The following is a 17,487-nucleotide window of genomic DNA, read 5'->3' as shown; positions in this document are numbered from 1 at the left end:
GCGTCGAGTGACGCACCGCCGGACCGCTATCGGTTAGAACGAGATGTAGTCGTACTCGTCGATGTTCTCAGGGGTGAACTTCAGCAGCTCACCTACCAGCACAAGACCATCGGGGCCGACCGTGTACGAGCCGAGCTTTCCGGCATCGAACGTGTCGCCCTCGGCACCAGTGATGGTGCCGTCGAGCAGTGCCTTACCGGCGTACGCCGTGAGGTAGCCGACTTCCGACGGGTCCCAGAGCGCGAACGCCTGGACGGTGCCGTCCTCGAGGTACTCCTTCATCTGGCCCGGAAGCCCGAGGCCCACGAGGGCGACCTGGCCTTTGTACTCCGACGTGGAGAGGTAGCGCGCGGTTGCCGCGATGCCGACCGTCGTGGGCGAGATGATGCCCTTCAGGTTCGGGTACGACTGCAACAGGCCCTGGGCCTCCTGGAACGACTTCGTGTCGTCGTCGTCACCGTAGACGGTCGCGACGAGGTCCCACTCGTAGTCGTCGTTCTCGGCGATGAGCTCCTCCATTGCGGCGATCCAGGAGTTCTGGTTCGGCGCCGCGGCGGTGGCCGAGAGGATGGCGATCTCACCCGTTCCGCCGATCTGCTCGAACAACTGCTCGAGCTGGCCGGCAGCGACCGCTTCGACGGAGACCTGGTTGATGAACAGGTCACGGCATTCGACGGCCGAATCGGAGTCGAAGGTGATGATCTTCGCGCCACCCGCACGAGCGTCCTCGAGGGCCGGGCAGACGGCATCCGGGTCGTTGGGCGAAACGGCGAGGATCTGGGTGCCGTTCTGCACTTCTGTCTGGATGAACGGGATCTGGGTGTCGGCGCCGGCATCGAGCGGAGCAGCCTCGTTGTACGAGAACCCGAGCTCTTCTGCCGCTTCCTTGGCACCCGAGAGTTCGAGCGTGATGTACGGGTTGTTGAGGTTCTTGGGGATGAAGGTGATCGAGACCTCCTCGTCACCACCCCCGGTTCCTCCCGCGGCGCAACCGGTCACAGCGATCGCTATCGCAGCAGCGGCGGCGAAGGCCGCGGCACGACGCGCGCGGCGCCCGTGATTGCGGATCAACTCCATTGTCTTTTCCTTTCCTATGTGAACGGGGCGCCGGTGCGGGGCGCGCCCTCGACCTCAGACCGGACCGGTCCCAGGAAGACTGCGTTGCATGCGCCGCACGTGCAGGCGCTGTCGGATGGCTGCGAAGACGCTCGGCGCGACGACCGAGAGGATGAGCAGCGAGCCGGTGATGATGATGAGCACGACATCGGGCACGCGCTGCAGTCGCAAGGCGTAGTTGACCGACGCGATGAGCAGCACCCCGGCGATCGCTCCGGGGATCGTGCCCTTGCCGCCGAAGATCGAGATCCCGCCGAGCAGTACGGCGGCGATCACGGTCAGCTCGAGCCCGGTCGCGCTGTCACTGCGCGCGCTGTAGTAGAGCACCCAGTAGACCCCGACCAGCCCGGCGACGAGGCCGCTGGTGACGTAGAGCCCGAACTTGGTCGCCGCGATCCGGATTCCGACGAATCGCGCCGCCTCCTTGCTGTAGCCCAGGGCGAAGATGCCGCGGCCGAAGGGGGTGAAATGCAGCACGACGGCGAAGGCGATGACGACGAACACCACCGGGATGATCACGAGCGGGATGCCCGTCGCCCCGAGTTTGGCGTTGATGAAGCCGGTCGCCTCGGCGGGGAAGTTGCTGCTCGAGACCGAATTGTCGCCGATGAAGACGAGCGCGAGTCCCCGGTACAGGGCGAGCGTGCCGATCGTCACGGCGAGGGACGGCAGCCCGAGGAACGCGATCAACACCCCGTTGAGCACGCCTCCGAGTACGGCGGCCGCCAGACCGACGAGCACCGCGACCGGGAACGGCGCTCCGCCGAGTGTCATCGTTCCGATGAGACCCGCGGTCATCCCGACCAGGCTCGCGACCGAAAGGTCGATCTCACCCGTGACGATGATCAGGGTCATCGGGAGGGCGAGCAACAACACCGGAACGGCACCGAGCAAGAGGTACCCGACCGTCACCGGCGAGGCGAATCGTGGAAGAACGAGGCTCGCCACGACGAGGAACACCAGCAAGACGCCGATGAAGATCGCGTCGCGGCTGAGCAGTACGCGCATCAGCGGCGACCGAGCGGGCCTGAGCTCCGACTCGACGACGACGGACGTGTCAGACACGGGTCTCCTCCTGCACACGCAAGCGTCGCGCCGTTCGCAAGCTCGCGACGCGGTCGATGATGATCGCCGCGAGGATCAGGGCGCCGACGACGGCCTGCTGCCAGAACTTGTCGACCCGGACCGCGGTGAGCGAACTCGTGATCGTCGTGAGGAGGAGCGCCCCGATCGCCGCACCGGTGACCGATCCCGAGCCGCCGAAGATCGCGACACCTCCGACCACTGCGGCGGCGACGACATCCAGCTCCAGCCCGGTGCCGGTCGTGGCCCCGACCGAGCTGAACCGAGATGCATACAGCACCCCGCCGAGTCCGGCGAGCGCGCCGTTGATCACGAAGGCGGTGAACACCCGGCGACCCACCGGGATGCCGAAGAGGCGCGCCGCGTCGGGGTCGGACCCGATCGCGTACATGTCACGGCCGGAGCGCGTCGCACCGAGCACGACGGCCAGCACGATGAGCACGGCGATCGCGATGAGGGTGATGATCGGGAACCCGAACACGGTGTCGACGGACAGGTTGCCGAATTCCCGCGGTCGATCCCCGGAGAAGTACTCCTTGCCCCCGGCCCACGCGTTGTTGACGCCACGGTAGATGTACAGGGTGCCGAGCGTGATCACGAGCGCCGGCACGCGCACCGATGTCACGAGCAGGCCGTTGACCGAACCCAGAAGAGCGCCGATCGCCACGCCGGCGACGAAGACGACGGGGATCGGGATGCCCGGCACGGTCGCGAACAGCGTTCCGGTGAGGAACCCCGAGATGCCGAGGATCGAGCCGACCGAGAGGTCGACGTTGCGCGTGATGATGACGATCGCCTGACCGACGGCGAGGATCATGACGATCGTCGCGTTGAGCAGCAGGTCTTTGATGCTCTGCGGGGTGAAGAACCTCGGATTGACGAGCGAGGTGCCCACGACGAGCACGATGAGCGCCGTGACGACCGGGAGCTCCCGCAGGCGGAGGAGGGGGCGGAGCACGCTCATCGCACGGCCTCCGAGGTCGCGGTGGCCGCGTGCATGACCCGCTCGGGAGTTGCCTCCGCGCGAGCGAGTTCGGCTGTGATCCGGCCCTCACGCATGACGAGGACGCGGTCGGCCATGCCGAGCACCTCCGGCAGCTCCGAGGAGATCATCAGGATCGCGATGCCGCGCCCGGCGAGGTCGGAGAGGAGGCGATGGACTTCGGCCTTCGTGCCGACATCGATGCCGCGGGTGGGCTCGTCGACGATGAGCAGCCGCGGTTCGGTGGCCAGCCACTTCGCGAGTACGACCTTCTGCTGATTGCCCCCGGACAGCGTCGAGACCGCGATGTCGGGCGAGCCCGCCTTGACCTGGAGCCGGGTGGTCCAGAGTGCGGCTTCGGCGCGTTCGCGCCCGCCGTTGATGAGGCCGAATCGAGCGAGCGCCCCACGCAGGGTGAGGGCGGCGTTCCGGGCGACCGAGAGGTCCATCACGAGGCCCTGCTTCCGCCGGTCTTCGGGAACGAAGCCGATGCCCGCTGCAATCGCGGCGCGCGGGTCGTGACGCTTGAGTGGCACACCGCCCAACGTCACGGTGCCCGAGTCATAGGGGTCGATTCCGAAGACGGCGCGCGCCACTTCGGTGCGCCCCGCGCCGACAAGTCCCGCGAGGGCGACGATCTCACCCGCGCGCACCTGGAAGTCGATCCCGGCGAAGACCCCCCGCCGGGCGAGTCCCTGCACGTCGAGCACCACGTCGCCGAGCTGAGCCTCGACTTTGGGGTAAAGCGAGTCGATGTCTCGGCCCACCATTTCCCGCACGATCTCGTCGACGCTCGTCTGGCTCGTGACGTGTGTCGCGATATACCGGCCGTCGCGCATGACCGTGATGCGGTCGCTCAATGCGAACACCTCGTCGAAGCGGTGGGAGATGAAGAGGATGGCGGCGCCTCGATCCCGTAGGCCCCGGGCCACCGCGAACAAGCGCTCCACCTCGGTGCCCGAAAGCGCAGCCGTCGGTTCGTCCATCACGAGCACCTTCGCGTCGAGGGAGATCGCTTTGGCGATTTCGATGATCTGCTGGTCGGCGATCGACAGGCCCTCGGCAGACCGATCGGGATCGATGGCGACCCCGAGCCGAGCGAACAGGTCCCGGGCCAGTTGCCGCATCTGACTCCGGCTGATGAGCCCGACCCGCCCGCGTGGCTGCCGCCCGACGAAGATGTTCTCCGCGACCGAGAGATCGGGGAAGAGGGTCGGCTCCTGATAGATCACGGAGATGCCCGCGGCCTTGCTCTCGGCGACCGTGCGGAACGACACCGGCTCGTCGCCGACGAAGAACTCCCCGCCGTCCGGCTGGTGAACGCCGGCCAGGATCTTGACGAGCGTGGACTTTCCGGCGCCGTTCTCTCCGACGAGAGCGTGAATCTCCCCGGAGCGCAACTGCACGGTGCCGTTGGCGAGGGCGATCACCGGGCCGAAGGTCTTGCTCGCGCCGATGAGACTGAGAACGGCACGGGGATCGCGAACGACGGTCACGGCAGCCTCATCTCCTCGTTGAGTGAGCAATTGAATGAATCGATTCAGGTCGTCGCCGAAGCTAACACGCCCCCGGCCGCCGAGTCAAGCGGATCACGGCCTAGCGCAAGTGGCCGGTGATCGCGTACGGTCACATGAATCGGTTCAACGTCCGCTCACGCTGAACCCGACCGTTTCGCGCCAAAGGAGGCACGGTGGCACCCGTCAGCATCCGCGATGTCGCGCGCCTCGCGGGCGTTTCGGTCGGGACGGTCTCGAACGTGCTGAACCGGCCGGGCGGCGTCTCGTCGGACTCGGTCGCGCGTGTGCAACAGGCCATCAGCGAGCTCGGGTACGTCCGCAACGACGCTGCCCGGCGGCTCCGTGCGGGAACGAGCGCGACGATCGGCTTTGTCGTTCTCGACGGCCAGAACCCCTTCTTCAACCAAGTCGTGCGCGGGGCAGAAGACGAGGCTGCGGGGCGGGGGCTCGCCATTCTGCTCGGAAACACTGACGAAGACCCCGACCGTGAAGGGCTCTACCTCGATCTCTTCGAAGAACAGAACGTGCGGGGTGTGTTGATCTCCCCGTATGGAGACATCAACCCTCGGCTCGAGCGGCTCCGCTCCCGCAACATCCCCGTGGTGCTCGTGGACCGCCTCAGCGTCGACGGTCGCTTCAGTTCGGTCTCGGTCGATAGCCTCACCGGTGGCCGCATCGCGGCGCAGCACCTCCTCGACACCGGACGACGTCGGATAGCCTACGTGGGCGGTCCCCTCGATATGCGGCAGGTGAGCGACCGGCTGGCGGGAGCTCGGGTCGCGGTCGAAGACAGTCACCACGCCGTAAGCCTCGAGGTGGTCGTGACCCGAGCGCTCAGCGTGGAGGAGGGTGTCGCCGCCGGCATCCGGATTCTCGAACGGCCGCGTTGGCAGTGGCCGGATGCGTTGTTCGCCGCGAATGATCTCGTCGCGCTCGGGCTCCTTCAATCGCTGGTCATCGGCGACAAGCTGCTCGTGCCGGATGAGATCGCCTTGATCGGGTTCGACGACATCGCCTTCGCCGGAGCGGCGGCCATCCCGCTCTCGTCGATGCGGCAGCCGAGTCGCACGATCGGCCAGACCGCCCTTCGCGTGTTGATCGAGGAGTCGGACGACCCCGGGCTGACGCCCCGCCAGACGGTCTTTCAGCCGGAGCTCGTGGTGCGTCAGTCGACCCGCGCTCGACGCTGACGACCCGCGGGCTACGCTGGCGGCCATGGCGACCCTTCTCGGCGAGGAACGACGGGCACGGTTGCTCGAGATCCTCACCCGCGACGGCGCGGTGCGGCTCGACCCGGTCGCCGAGGAGCTGGGCGTCTCGGCGATGACGGTGCGGCGCGACCTCGATGACCTGGAAGCCGAAGGGCTCGCGCGCCGCGTGCGGGGAGGCGCGGTCGCGCCCGTGCTGCCGCGCCCGTTCGGGGAGCGGATGTCGACGCGATCCACCTCGAAGTCGCTGATAGCCCGCAAGGCCCTCGACCTCGTACCGGCGACCGGCGCCGTCGCGTTCGACGCCTCCACGACGAGCGGGGTGCTGCTCGGCGAGATCTCGGCGCGCGACCTCGTGGTCGCGACGAACTCGATCGACAACGCCGCGACCGCACGGAGGCGACCCGGCGTGCGGTCAGTACTCATCGGCGGCGAACTCGACGAGCGCTCCGGGAGTTTCGTGGGCGCCGTCGCGTGTCGAGCAGCGGCATCCCTCGGCTACGCGCGATTTTTCACCTCGGCATCCGCCGTATCGGAGAACGGAACGAGCGAGGTGTCGCTCGAGGAGGCGCAGCTGAAGGCGGTCTTCGCCGACCTCGCCGAGGAGACGATCCTGCTGCTCGACGCGTCGAAGCTCGGGCGCACGGCGGTCGCTCACGGGCTCGACTGGGGGCGCATCGACATCCTTGTCACCGACCTCGACCCGCGCGACGAGCGCCTCGACCCCTATCGGGATCTCACCGAACTGCGCTAGAGTCACGTCCTGTTCGATCTAACAGAATGTAACAAGGTGGCTCTCTCATGACCAGCACGCCCGCACGCGACCTCGTCGCCCGCAGCAACAAGCTCGGCTCCGACCCGCGCGTCACCAACTACGGCGGCGGCAACACCTCGGCGAAGGGCCTCGCCGCCGACCCGGTGACGGGAGAGGACGTCGAGCTGCTCTGGGTCAAGGGCTCCGGCGGCGACCTCGGCACGCTCACGGAAGCCGGCCTCGGGGTGCTGAACCTCGCCCGCATCGAAGCGCTCAAGGCGACCTACCCGGGCGTCGAGCGGGAAGACGAGATGGTCGCCGCGCTCGACTATTGCCGGCACGGCCTCGGCGGCGCAGCCCCGAGCATCGACACCTTCATGCACGCCTTCGTCGACGCGGCTCACGTCGACCACCTGCATCCGGATTCCGGCATCGCCTTCGCGACCGCGAAAGACGGCGAGAAGCTCACGAAGAAGGCCTTCGGCGACAAGGTCGTCTGGGTGCCGTGGCGTCGGCCCGGCTTCCAGCTCGGCCTCGACATCGCCGCCATCAAGAAGCAGAACCCGCATGCGATCGGCTGCATCCTCGGCGGACACGGCATCACCGCGTGGGGTCGCACGAGCGCCGAGGCGCAGAAGAACTCGCTGTGGATCATCACGACCGCCGAGGATTACCTCGCCGCGAAGGGCAAGAAGGCGCCGTTCGGTCGCGAGGTCGCGAAGAACAAGGCCCTTCCGCCGGCCGAGCGGCGCGCGAAGGCGGCGGCCCTCGCAGCGACGATCCGCGGCATCGCCAGTCACGACAAGCCGATGGTGGGCCACTTCACCGACGCGCCGGCGGTGCTCGAATTTCTGAGCAGCGCGAACGCGCCGAAGCTCGCCGCCCTGGGCACGTCGTGCCCCGACCACTTCCTGCGCACCAAGGTCAAGCCGATGCTCGTCGACCTGCCCGCCGACGCGCCGATCGAGAAGATCAAGCAGCGCCTCGAGAAGCTGCACGAGGCCTACCGAGCGGACTACACCGCGTACTACGAGAAGTACGCTGGCTCGGGGAGCCCGGCGATGCGCGGCGCCGACCCGCTGATCGTGCTCGTGCCGGGCGTCGGCATGTTCTCCTACGGGGCCAACAAGCAGACCGCTCGGGTCGCCGGCGAGTTCTACCTCAACGCGATCAACGTCATGCGCGGCGCCGAGTCGATCTCGACCTACACCCCGATCTCGGATGCGGAGAAGTTCGCGATCGAGTATTGGGCCCTCGAAGAAGCCAAGCTTCAGCGGATGCCCAAGCCGAAGAGCCACGCGACGCGCATTGCGCTCGTCACCGGCGCGGCATCCGGAATCGGCAAGGCCATCGCGACCCGCCTCGCCGCGGACGGCGCGTGTGTCGTCGTCGCCGACCTCGACCTCGCCACGGCCCAGGAGGCCGCGGCCGAGATCGGTGGCCCCGATGTCGCGATCGGCCTGCAGGTGAACGTCACCGACGCCGCGGCTATCGACACGATGGTGCAGGATGCCGTGCTCGCCTTCGGTGGCCTGGACATCGTGGTGAACAACGCCGGCGTCTCGCTCAGCAAGCCGCTGCTGGAGACCACCGAGAAGGACTGGGACTTCCAGCACGACATCATGGCGAAGGGCTCGTTCCTCGTCGCGAAGGCGACAGCGCCCGTGCTCATCGAGCAGAAGATGGGCGGCGACGTCATCTACATCGCCTCGAAGAACTCCGTCTTCGCCGGGCCGAACAACATCGCCTACTCGGCGACGAAGGCCGACCAGGCCCACCAGGTGCGGCTGCTCGCGGTCGAACTCGGCGAGCACGGCATCAAGGTGAACGGCATCAACCCGGACGGCGTCGTGCGCGGCTCCGGGATCTTCGCCGCCGGCTGGGGCGCGAACCGGGCCAAAACCTACGGCATCGCCGAAGACAAGCTCGGCGAGTTCTACGCGCAGCGCACCATCCTCAAGCGCGAGGTGCTGCCCGAGAACGTCGCCAATGCGGTGTCGGTGCTCACCGGGCCCGACCTGTCGCACACGACTGGCCTGCACATCCCCGTCGACGCGGGCGTCGCCGCCGCGTTCCTGCGCTGAGCCGCACTGAATCGGGCAGGGCAGGGCACGATGGGCATGTGGTCATGAGCGCGCGGAGTGGCGGGGCGGTCGCCGCCGTCGACCTCGGCGCGACCAGCGGGCGGGTGCTGCTCGGCTACGTGGGCCACGACGAGCTGCGGCTGACGGATGTCGCGCGCTTCAAGAACTCGCCGGTGCGCACCCTGGACGGGCTGCACTGGAGCGTGCTCGAGCTGTACCGCGACCTCGTCGAGGGACTCGCCGCCGCGGTGCGACAGGAACCGCAGCTCGCGAGCATCGGCATCGACTCCTGGGCGGTCGACTACGGGCTGCTGCGTGGCGGCCGGCTCATCGGGGCCCCGTACTCCTACCGCGACGAACGCAACGCTGCCGGGGTGCAGGCGGTGCACGCGGTGGCTCCCGCCGAGGAGCTGTATCGCCGCAACGGACTGCAGCACCTGCCGTTCAACACGCTGTTCCAGCTGACCGCCGACCGCCTCGCGGGAACTCTCGACGTCGCCGACGCGTTCCTGCTGATCCCCGACCTGTTCGCCTACTGGCTGACCGGAACCGCGGTCGCCGAGCGCACCAACGCCTCGACCACCGGGCTTCTCGGGGTCACGACCCGGGAGTGGGATGCCGATCTGGCGACGCGCCTCGCGATCCCCGGCTCGCTGCTGCCGTCACTCGTCGACGCCGGCACCGCCCTCGGCGGCCTCGCCCCGAGCGCCCAGCGCGGCATCGGCGAGACCCGCGCTGTCGTGACCGCGGTCGGCACCCACGACACCGCGTCGGCGGTCGTCGCCATCCCGGCGACCGGAACGAACTACGCGTACATCTCGTGCGGCACCTGGTCGCTCGTCGGCGTGGAACTCGAGCACCCCGTGCTCACCGAGGCGAGCCGCGCGGCGGGCTTCACCAACGAGGGCGGCGTCGACGGCCGGGTGCGCTACCTGCACAACGTCATGGGACTCTGGCTGCTCACCGAGTGCATCCGCGACTGGGAACGCGACGGCACGACGATCTCCCTGCCGACGCTGCTCGACCAGGCGGCCGCGGTGGCGGCGCCCGTGCCGCTCTTCGACGCCGACGACGAGGCGTTCCTCGCGCCGGGCGACATGCCTGCCCGGGTCGCGGCCTGGCTCGCGGCGCACGATCTGCCAGCGCCGGCATCCCGGCCGGAACTGGTGCGCAGCATCCTGGAGTCGCTCGCCGCCACGTACGCCCGGTCGATCCGGGATGCCGCCGAGCTGAGCGGGCACCCCGTCGAGGTCGTGCACCTCGTCGGCGGCGGATCGCAGAACGAACTGCTCTGCCAGCTCACCGCGAACGCCACCGGCCTTCCCGTGCTGGCCGGGCCCGTCGAGGCGACCGCGATCGGCAACGTGCTCGTGCAGGCCCGCGCTCAGGGTTTCGTCGCGGGCGACCTCGAGTCGTTGCGCGCCCTCGTGCTCCGCGCCTTCCCCCCGCGTCGCTACGACCCGGCGCGCTGACCCTCGGTGGTCGAGTAGCGACCGCAGGTCGCGTGTCGAGACCGGGCGCGGGCTTTTCGTGGGTGTGGTCTCGACACGCCCGCTACGCGGGCTACTCGACCAACGAGGAGGTCAGGGGGCCGGGGCGTAGATCGCTCGCGCAAGGGCATCGAGGATGGCGGCGGAGCGGGGGCCGAAGCTGAGGATGTCGCCGTCGGCCATGTCGATGAAGCGGCGGTTCTGCCCGGCGACCGTCAGCGCGATCGCGGGCTTTGCCCGCAGCAGCTCGTCGATGCCTCCCGCCGACTCGATCCCATCCGTCATCACCAGGATCAGGTCGGGGTTGGCCGCGATGATCGCCTCGTCGGTCATCGGCTGCATGCCGGTCCAGCCGATCTCGCCCGCGACGTCGACGCCGGCGAGGCCTCGGATCAGGTCGGTGGATCCGGACTCCTCGCCGAACAGGTAGTAGATGCCGGAGCCGCCGCGCAGATAGAGGAACATCATGCGAACCCGGTCGGCCGGGTCGGGAGGGGCGATCGCGGCGATCTCAGCGATCTCGGCCTCGACATCCGCTCGGATGCGGTCGGCGAGCAGTTCGCCGGCCGCCGACACACCGAGGGCGGCGGCGACGTCCCGCACCAGCTGCGACGCTCCGGCGAACGAAGGCTCGTTGTCGACGAACACGACGGTGACCCCGGACTCGCGCAACTGGGTGAGCACGTCGCGCGGCCCGATGCTGCCGTCGGTGATGATGAGCGTCGGCCGTAAGGCGAGCACGCTCTCGGCGTCGATCGTGTGCCCGCCCGAGGTCACGACGGGAAGGTCGGCGGCGGCGTCGAAGGTCGTCGAGGTGTCGCGCCCGACCAACGTCTCGCCGAGCCCGAGGCCCCAGATGCTCGCCGCGATCGACCCGGCGAGGTCGAGCCCGATGACGCGGGAAGTGTCGCCGACGGTGACCTGCCGGTCGCCGCCGGGGTCACGGGATGTGACGGTCGCCGGAAGGTCCTGCACCGGGTCGTCGCCGATCGGCGCGATCGCTTCGGTGGCGAGCAGCGCCGTGCTCGGTCCGACATAGGCGCGGGGGTCCGTGAGGAGGTCGAGCTCGGCGAGCGGTCGCCCGTCGGACACCGTCGGCGACGGGGTGGTGGCGGCCCCCGACGGAGCAGCGCATCCGGCGAGCGCCAACGTGAAGGATGCGACGAGCACAGCGCCCCGAAGGGCGGGGGCGCGTCGGGACATCACGGTGGTCGAGCTTAGTAGGTAAGGCTGGCCTCACATCGGGCCGAAGGTCCCGCGGGGTCAGCTCGCACTCCGTCGGACCTTCCCGGACTTGACCTTCTCCACCAGCGGCTGCAATCGATAGGGGATCAGCTCGCCCATCGACAAGGCCGTCTCGGTGCGCACGACGCCCTCGATCGCGAGCAGCAGGGCGTCGACGCGGAACAGGTCGTCGGTGTCTCGGCACACCACGATCGCGAGCAGGTCGGCGTGGCCGCTCAGGCCGTGCGCCTGGACCACTTCGGGGATCGCGGCGATCTGCTCGGCGATCCGCGGCAGTTCGCGCTGCCGCACGACGACGGTGATGAACGCGGTGAGCGGGTAGCCGAGACCGTGGGTGTCGATGCGGCGATCGAACGTGAGGAGCGCCCCTTCGGCTTCGAGTCGCGTCATGCGCGCCTGCACCGTGTTGCGGGAGAGCCCGAGCCGTTCGGCGAGCGCCACGTAGGAGGCCCGCGGATCGGCGGCGAGTCCACGCAACAGGTCGAGGTCGACGGCGTCGTAGTGGTGCATCGTGCGCAGAATAGCATCCCGGCCTGCCCATCAGACCGTGCGAAAAGCTCAGCGCAACTACGAGCGCTTGAGCTATCTGCGGATGCCTGCCTACCGTGGGGGCATCGGTCGGAGGTGCCCGTGACAGAGACGTCGCAATCCCAGGAGTTCCTGCAACTGCTCGACCCTTCGGGCGCGCGCGTCGCTTCTGCGGAGTACGACCCGGTGGTCGCGGACGTCGACGGCGCCGCCCTGCTCGCGCTCTACGAAGACATGGTCGTGGTGCGGCGGTTGGATACCGAGGCGACCGCCCTGCAACGGCAGGGCGAGCTGGCGCTGTGGCCGCCGTTGCTCGGTCAGGAGGCGGCGCAGATCGGTTCCGGCCGGGCGCTCAGATCGGATGACTTCGTCTTCTCCAGTTACCGCGAGCACGCCGTCGCGTACACGCGAGGTGTCGAGGTGGTCGACCTCGTGCGGGTGTGGCGTGGGGTCACGGCCTCCGGCTGGGATCCGTACGCCGTCGGGATGGCGACTCCGCAGGTGATCATCGGCGCCCAGACTCTGCACGCGACCGGCTACGCGATGGGCATCCGCTTCGACGGCACCGACTCCGCGGCGGTCGTCTACTTCGGCGACGGCGCTACGAGTGAGGGGGATGTCTCCGAGGCGATGGTGTTCGCCGCATCCTTCACGGTGCCCGTCGTGTTCTTCTGCCAGAACAACCAGTGGGCGATCTCCGAGCCGGTGACGCTCCAGTCGGGCGGAACGCTCGCCGACCGCCCGCCCGGGTTCGGCATCCCGTCGATCCGCGTCGACGGCAACGACGTGCTCGCGGTGCACGCGGCTACCCGGGTCGCGCTGGCCCGCGCTCGCGCCGGCGAAGGTCCGACGTTCATCGAGGCGGTCACCTACCGGATGGGGCCGCACACCACCGCGGATGACCCGACCCGGTACCGCGACGCGGCCGAGCTCGAGTCCTGGCGCACCCGCGACCCGATCTCCCGGCTCGCCGAGCACCTGCGCTCCACGGGCGCGCTCAGCGACGACGAGGAGGAACGCATCCAGGCCACCGCGAAAGCGGTCGCTGCCGAGCTGCGGGCCGGATGCCTCGCGCTCCCCGACCCCGATCCGCTCACGATGTTCGACGAGGTGTACGCCGAGCCGCATCCCGAGCTGGAGCGCCAGCGCGCCGAGTACGCGGAGTATCTCGCGGGCTTTGACGGCGTCGGATTGACGACTGAGGCGAGCCGATGACCACTCTCACTATGGGAAGGGCGCTCAATCGCGGTCTGCACCGCGCCCTCGCCGACGACCCGAAGGTGCTCGTCATGGGTGAGGACATCGGGCAGCTCGGCGGCGTGTATCGCATCACCGACGGGCTCCAGGCGGAGTTCGGCTCCGACCGCGTCATCGACACCCCGCTCGCGGAGTCCGCCATCGTCGGCACGGCGATCGGGTTGGCGATCCGCGGGTATCGCCCGGTCTGCGAGATCCAGTTCGACGGGTTCGTGTATCCGGCGTTCGACCAGATCGTCGCGCAACTCGCGCGCATGCACTCCCGCACCAACGGCGCGATGAAACTGCCGATCACGATCCGCATCCCGGTCGGCGGCGGCATCGGTGCGGCCGAGCATCACTCCGACTCTCCCGAGGCCTACTTCGCGCACACTCCCGGCCTGCGCGTCGTGTCGGTCGCCACCCCGCAGGATGCGCACACGATGCTGCGTCAGGCGATCGCCAGCGATGACCCGGTGATCTTCTTCGAGCCGAAGCGCCGCTATCACGTCAAGGGCGAGGTCGACGAGAACACCGAACTCGCCACGGCACCCCCGCTCGGTCGGTCGCGCGTGCTCACCGTCGGTGACGACGTCACCGTCGTGACCTTCGGCTCCCTCGTGCCGACCGCGCTCGACGCCGCGATCGTCGCCGCCGACGAGGGCGTGTCGGTCGAGGTCATCGACCTGCGATCGCTCGCGCCGCTCGACCTCGAGCCGGTCGAGGCCTCGGTGCGCCGCACCGGCCGCCTCGTGATCGCCCACGAGGCCGCGCGCAGCGGGGGGCTCGGGGCCGAGATCGCCGCCGCCGTGACCGAACGCTGCTTCAACTACCTCGAGTCGGCTCCCGTGCGGGTGACCGGCCACGACATCCCGTACCCGCCCGCGAAGCTCGAGAAGCACCACGTGCCCGACCTCGACCGCATCCTGTTCGGCATCGACCGGGTTCTCGGCCGCGCTCCGGTCGAGCAGAGCGCGGTGGAACAGCGATGACCACCCGCGAGTTCCGCCTGCCCGACCTCGGTGAGGGCCTCACCGAGTCCGACATCGTCGCCTGGCGGGTCGCCGAGGGCGACAGCGTCGAGCTCAACCAGATCATCGCCGAGGTCGAGACGGCGAAAGCGCTCGTCGAGGTGCCCTCTCCGTACGCCGGGGTGGTGACGACCCTGCACGCCCGGGAGGGCGAGACGGTCAACGTCGGCGATCCGCTGGTGACCTTCGAGCTGGAGGGCTCAGCGACGGAGAAAGCGGATGCCGACGAGCCCGCGCCGCCGAACCTCGTCGGGTACGGGGCGACCGCCGAGCGTTCCGGGCGGCCGCAGCGCCGATCGCGGTCCCGGGGTGCGACCACCGCTGCGCCCGCCCGCGGCGACGTCGACCGACGCCCGGAGCGGAAGCCGTCGACCCCGCCGGTGCGGGTTCTCGCGCGGCGACTGGGCGTCGATCTCGAATCGGTCACCGGCACGGGTGAGCACGGCCTGGTCACCCGTGCCGACGTCGAAGCCGCGGCGGAATCGCCCCGCTCAGCCCCCGAACGACCGGTCGCCCGCCGGGAAGGCGACACCCGCATCCCGATCACGGGCGTGCGCAAGCACACCGCGGCGGCGATGGTCGCGAGCGCGTTCACCGCCCCGCACGTGACTGAGTTCCTCACGGTCGACGTCACCCCCACGATGGATCTGCTCGCCCGGCTGCGCGAGCATCCCCTCGCCGAAGGCACCCGGGTGACGCTGCTCACCCTCGTGGCGCATGCCGTCTGCGACGCGCTCGGGCGGCATCCATCGCTCAACAGCTCGTGGGATGACGCCGCACAAGAGATCGTGCAGCACGGTGTCGTGAACCTCGGCATCGCGGCGGCGACCGAGCGCGGGCTGATCGTGCCGAACATCCCGGATGCCGGCGCCCTCAGCCTGCTCGGGCTCGCCGACGCCCTCACCGAGCTCACGACCGTCGCACGCAGCGGCCGCACCCCCGTCGAGCGGCTGCGCGGCGGCACCTTCACGATCACCAACATCGGCGTCTTCGGCATCGACGCGGGAACACCCATCCTGAACCCGGGCGAGGCCGGCATCCTCGCCGTCGGAGCGGCGGTGCGGCGCCCCTGGGAGTATCGCGGCGAGATCGCGCTGCGCGAGGTGCTCACCCTCAGCCTGTCGTTCGACCATCGTCTCGTCGACGGCGAGCAGGGGTCGCGGTTCCTCGCCGAGGTCGGCGCACTGCTCGCCGAACCGGGTCTTGCGTTGCTGTCGGGGGGTGCCCGGTGAGCGTCCTGAACAGTTCGCACGACCCGTCGTCCCCCGCATCCGTCGAGAACGACACCGCACAACGCGCCCTCGCGGCCGAACTGCGCAGCGCCCTCGCGACGGCTGCCGAGGGCGGAACCGAGGCGGTGCGCGCCAAGCACGTGGCCCGCGGCAAACTGCTGCCCCGCGACCGCGTCGAGCGACTGCTGGATGAGGGCAGCCCGTTCCTCGAGATCGCCCCGCTCGCCGCGCACGAGCTCTACGACGGGCCGACCCCCGGCGCCGGCGTCATCGCCGGCATCGGCATCGTGTCAGGCCGCCAGGTGATCGTCGTGTGCAACGACGCCACCGTGAAGGGCGGCACCTACCTGCCGATGACGGTGAAGAAGCATCTGCGCGCGCAGGAGATCGCCCTCGAGAACCGCCTGCCGTGCATCTACCTCGTCGACTCCGGCGGCGCGTTCCTGCCGATGCAAGACGAGGTGTTCCCCGACCGCGACCACTTCGGGCGCATCTTCTTCAACCAGGCGCGGCTCTCGGCCGAGGGCATCCCGCAGATCGCGGCCGTGCTCGGCTCGTGCACGGCGGGCGGAGCCTACGTGCCGGCGATGAGCGACGAGACCGTGATCGTGCGAGGCCAGGGCACCATCTTCCTCGGCGGGCCGCCGCTCGTGAAGGCCGCGATCGGCGAGATCGTGAGCGCGGAGGAACTCGGCGGCGGCGAGCTGCACGCGAAGCGCTCGGGCGTCACCGACCACCTCGCCGAGAACGACGAGCACGCGCTCGAGATCGTGCGCGGCATCGTCGCGACCCTGCCGCCGACGCCCGCGCCGGTGTGGGAGGTGCTCGAGACCCTCGAGCCCGAGGCGGACCCCGACGAGCTGTACGGCGTCGTGCCGGTCGACCCGCACGCGCCGTACGACGCGCGCGAGGTCATCGCGCGGCTCGTCGACGGCAGCGCGTTCCAGGAGTTCAAGAAGGAGTACGGCGACACCCTCGTCACCGGTTTCGCCCGCATTCATGGGCACGCCGTGGGCATCGTCGGCAACAACGGCGTGATGTTCAGCGCGTCGGCGCAGAAGGGCGCGCACTTCATCGAGCTGTGCGACCAGCGCGGCATCCCGCTGTTGTTCCTGCAGAACACCGCCGGGTTCATGGTGGGCACGGATGCCGAAGCCGGCGGCATCGCGAAGGACGGCGCGAAGATGGTCACCGCCGTCTCGATCGCCCGCGTGCCGAAGCTCACGGTCATCATCGGCGGGTCGTTCGGCGCCGCCAACTACGCGATGTGCGGGCGGGCGTACGCGCCGCGGTTCCTCTGGTCGTGGCCGGGCAGCCGCATCTCGGTGATGGGCGCCGACCAGGCCGCCTCGGTGCTCGCGACCGTCAAGCGCGACCAGCTCGAATCCCGCGGCGAGGAGTGGCCGGCCGAGGATGAGGCTGCGTTCAAGAAGCCGATCCGCGACCACTACGAGAGTGCCGGCAACCCGTACTACGCCACCGCGCGACTGTGGGATGACGGCATCCTCGACCCCGCCGACACGCGCCGCGTGCTCGGGCTCGCCCTCGACGTGTGCTCGCGCACCCCGCTGCCGCCGCGTCGCGCCGGCATCTTCCGGATGTGACCGCCGTGGCTCTGTTCCAGACCGTGCTGGTCGCCAATCGCGGCGAGATCGCCTGCCGCGTCATCGAGACGTTGCGGCGCCTCGGCATCCGCTCGGCCGCCGTCTATAGCGACGCCGATGCGAGCGCGAAGCACGTCGCGCTCGCCGATGTCGCCGTGCGCATCGGCCCGGCGGCCGCTGTGCAGAGTTACCTCTCGATCGAGGCGGTGCTGGATGCGGCCGCCCAGGTCGGTGCCGACGCGATCCACCCGGGGTACGGGTTCCTCGCCGAGAACGCCGAGTTCGCGCGCGCCTGCGCCGCGGCCGGCATCGTGTTCGTCGGGCCGAGCCCCGCGGCGATCGAAGCGATGGGCGACAAGATCGCCGCGAAGTCCCTC

Annotated in this window: 15 protein-coding genes; 9 read left to right on the top strand and 6 right to left on the bottom strand. The window is 69.5% G+C overall.

Features of this window, described 5'->3' with window-relative positions; all coding sequences use genetic code 11:
- Nucleotides 1-33: 33 nt before the first annotated feature.
- The 4 genes from WBL06_RS08950 to WBL06_RS08935 are packed head-to-tail and all read right to left on the bottom strand — an operon-like array spanning nt 34 to nt 4,677.
- Nucleotides 34-1,077, bottom strand: coding sequence for a rhamnose ABC transporter substrate-binding protein (locus tag WBL06_RS08950; protein ID WP_424455644.1), 1,044 nt, complete (start codon nt 1,075-1,077; stop codon nt 34-36).
- Nucleotides 1,078-1,131: 54 nt separating this feature from the next.
- Nucleotides 1,132-2,181, bottom strand: a complete 1,050-nt coding sequence (locus WBL06_RS08945; RefSeq protein ID WP_424455643.1) for an ABC transporter permease — start codon at nt 2,179-2,181, stop codon at nt 1,132-1,134.
- Nucleotides 2,174-3,163, bottom strand: coding sequence for an ABC transporter permease (locus WBL06_RS08940; RefSeq protein ID WP_424455642.1), 990 nt, complete (start codon nt 3,161-3,163; stop codon nt 2,174-2,176). Before WBL06_RS08940 ends, WBL06_RS08945 begins: the two co-directional genes overlap by 8 nt.
- Nucleotides 3,160-4,677 carry a sugar ABC transporter ATP-binding protein gene (locus WBL06_RS08935; RefSeq protein WP_424455641.1) on the bottom strand — a complete coding sequence of 506 codons (1,518 nt, stop codon included), beginning with the start codon at nt 4,675-4,677 and terminating at the stop codon, nt 3,160-3,162. The genes WBL06_RS08940 and WBL06_RS08935 overlap by 4 nt, the downstream gene beginning before the upstream one ends.
- Nucleotides 4,678-4,871: 194 nt before the next feature.
- Between WBL06_RS08935 and WBL06_RS08930 the strand changes: the two genes are divergently transcribed.
- From WBL06_RS08930 to WBL06_RS08915, 4 genes are read left to right on the top strand one after another with little or no spacing between them, the layout of a single operon-like run.
- Nucleotides 4,872-5,888, top strand: a complete 1,017-nt coding sequence (locus WBL06_RS08930; RefSeq protein WP_424455640.1) for a LacI family DNA-binding transcriptional regulator — start codon at nt 4,872-4,874, stop codon at nt 5,886-5,888.
- Nucleotides 5,889-5,913: 25 nt separating this feature from the next.
- Complete coding sequence (locus WBL06_RS08925) at nt 5,914-6,660, top strand: DeoR/GlpR family DNA-binding transcription regulator (protein ID WP_424455639.1); 747 nt, start codon at nt 5,914-5,916, stop codon at nt 6,658-6,660.
- Nucleotides 6,661-6,707: 47 nt separating this feature from the next.
- The gene (locus WBL06_RS08920; RefSeq protein WP_424455638.1) at nt 6,708-8,744 is read left to right on the top strand and encodes a bifunctional aldolase/short-chain dehydrogenase; all 2,037 of its coding nucleotides are present in this window, start codon (nt 6,708-6,710) and stop codon (nt 8,742-8,744) included.
- Between the two features lie 44 nt (nt 8,745-8,788).
- The gene (locus tag WBL06_RS08915) at nt 8,789-10,216 is read left to right on the top strand and encodes a rhamnulokinase (protein WP_424455637.1); all 1,428 of its coding nucleotides are present in this window, start codon (nt 8,789-8,791) and stop codon (nt 10,214-10,216) included.
- A gap of 111 nt (nt 10,217-10,327) precedes the next feature.
- On the opposite strand, the gene WBL06_RS08910 is transcribed toward WBL06_RS08915, so the two are convergent.
- Together WBL06_RS08910 and WBL06_RS08905 are read right to left on the bottom strand one after the other, a co-directional pair.
- Entirely contained in the window at nt 10,328-11,437 is a 1,110-nt protein-coding gene (locus WBL06_RS08910) for a heme/hemin ABC transporter substrate-binding protein (RefSeq protein ID WP_424455660.1), read from the bottom strand.
- Between the two features lie 60 nt (nt 11,438-11,497).
- On the bottom strand, nt 11,498-11,989 hold the full coding sequence (locus WBL06_RS08905; protein ID WP_424455636.1) for an Lrp/AsnC family transcriptional regulator: 492 nt from the start codon (nt 11,987-11,989) through the stop codon (nt 11,498-11,500).
- A gap of 114 nt (nt 11,990-12,103) precedes the next feature.
- On the opposite strand from WBL06_RS08905, the gene pdhA reads away from it, so the two are divergent.
- The 5 genes from pdhA to WBL06_RS08880 form a co-directional block, all read left to right on the top strand.
- Nucleotides 12,104-13,222 carry a pyruvate dehydrogenase (acetyl-transferring) E1 component subunit alpha gene (pdhA, locus tag WBL06_RS08900; protein WP_424455635.1) on the top strand — a complete coding sequence of 373 codons (1,119 nt, stop codon included), beginning with the start codon at nt 12,104-12,106 and terminating at the stop codon, nt 13,220-13,222.
- Nucleotides 13,219-14,235, top strand: a complete 1,017-nt coding sequence (locus WBL06_RS08895; protein WP_424455634.1) for an alpha-ketoacid dehydrogenase subunit beta — start codon at nt 13,219-13,221, stop codon at nt 14,233-14,235. Before pdhA ends, WBL06_RS08895 begins: the two co-directional genes overlap by 4 nt.
- Entirely contained in the window at nt 14,232-15,506 is a 1,275-nt protein-coding gene (locus WBL06_RS08890) for a dihydrolipoamide acetyltransferase family protein (RefSeq protein WP_424455633.1), read from the top strand. Before WBL06_RS08895 ends, WBL06_RS08890 begins: the two co-directional genes overlap by 4 nt.
- Nucleotides 15,503-17,110 (top strand): carboxyl transferase domain-containing protein, encoded by a 1,608-nt coding sequence (locus tag WBL06_RS08885; RefSeq protein WP_424455632.1) that lies wholly within the window; start codon nt 15,503-15,505, stop codon nt 17,108-17,110. Before WBL06_RS08890 ends, WBL06_RS08885 begins: the two co-directional genes overlap by 4 nt.
- Nucleotides 17,111-17,115: 5 nt before the next feature.
- Nucleotides 17,116-17,487, top strand: a 372-nt coding sequence (locus tag WBL06_RS08880) for a biotin carboxylase N-terminal domain-containing protein (RefSeq protein ID WP_424455659.1), incomplete at its 3' end; no start/stop codon positions are given.

Source organism: Pseudolysinimonas sp., from assembly GCF_049651805.1.
Taxonomy (GTDB): Bacteria; Actinomycetota; Actinomycetes; order Actinomycetales; family Microbacteriaceae; genus Pseudolysinimonas_A.
Note: the sequence above shows the minus strand (reverse complement) of the source record. Positions and strands in the feature narration are given on the sequence as shown.

Coding starts and splice junctions, on each gene's coding strand:
- WBL06_RS08950 (WP_424455644.1), bottom strand. CDS start 1,077: ATGGAGTTGATCCGCAATCACGGGCGCCGCGCGCGTCGTGCCGCGGCC.
- WBL06_RS08940 (WP_424455642.1), bottom strand. CDS start 3,163: ATGAGCGTGCTCCGCCCCCTCCTCCGCCTGCGGGAGCTCCCGGTCGTC.
- WBL06_RS08915 (WP_424455637.1), top strand. CDS start 8,789: ATGAGCGCGCGGAGTGGCGGGGCGGTCGCCGCCGTCGACCTCGGCGCG.
- WBL06_RS08905 (WP_424455636.1), bottom strand. CDS start 11,989: ATGCACCACTACGACGCCGTCGACCTCGACCTGTTGCGTGGACTCGCC.
- WBL06_RS08925 (WP_424455639.1), top strand. CDS start 5,914: ATGGCGACCCTTCTCGGCGAGGAACGACGGGCACGGTTGCTCGAGATC.
- WBL06_RS08890 (WP_424455633.1), top strand. CDS start 14,232: ATGACCACCCGCGAGTTCCGCCTGCCCGACCTCGGTGAGGGCCTCACC.
- WBL06_RS08895 (WP_424455634.1), top strand. CDS start 13,219: ATGACCACTCTCACTATGGGAAGGGCGCTCAATCGCGGTCTGCACCGC.
- WBL06_RS08910 (WP_424455660.1), bottom strand. CDS start 11,437: ATGTCCCGACGCGCCCCCGCCCTTCGGGGCGCTGTGCTCGTCGCATCC.
- WBL06_RS08920 (WP_424455638.1), top strand. CDS start 6,708: ATGACCAGCACGCCCGCACGCGACCTCGTCGCCCGCAGCAACAAGCTC.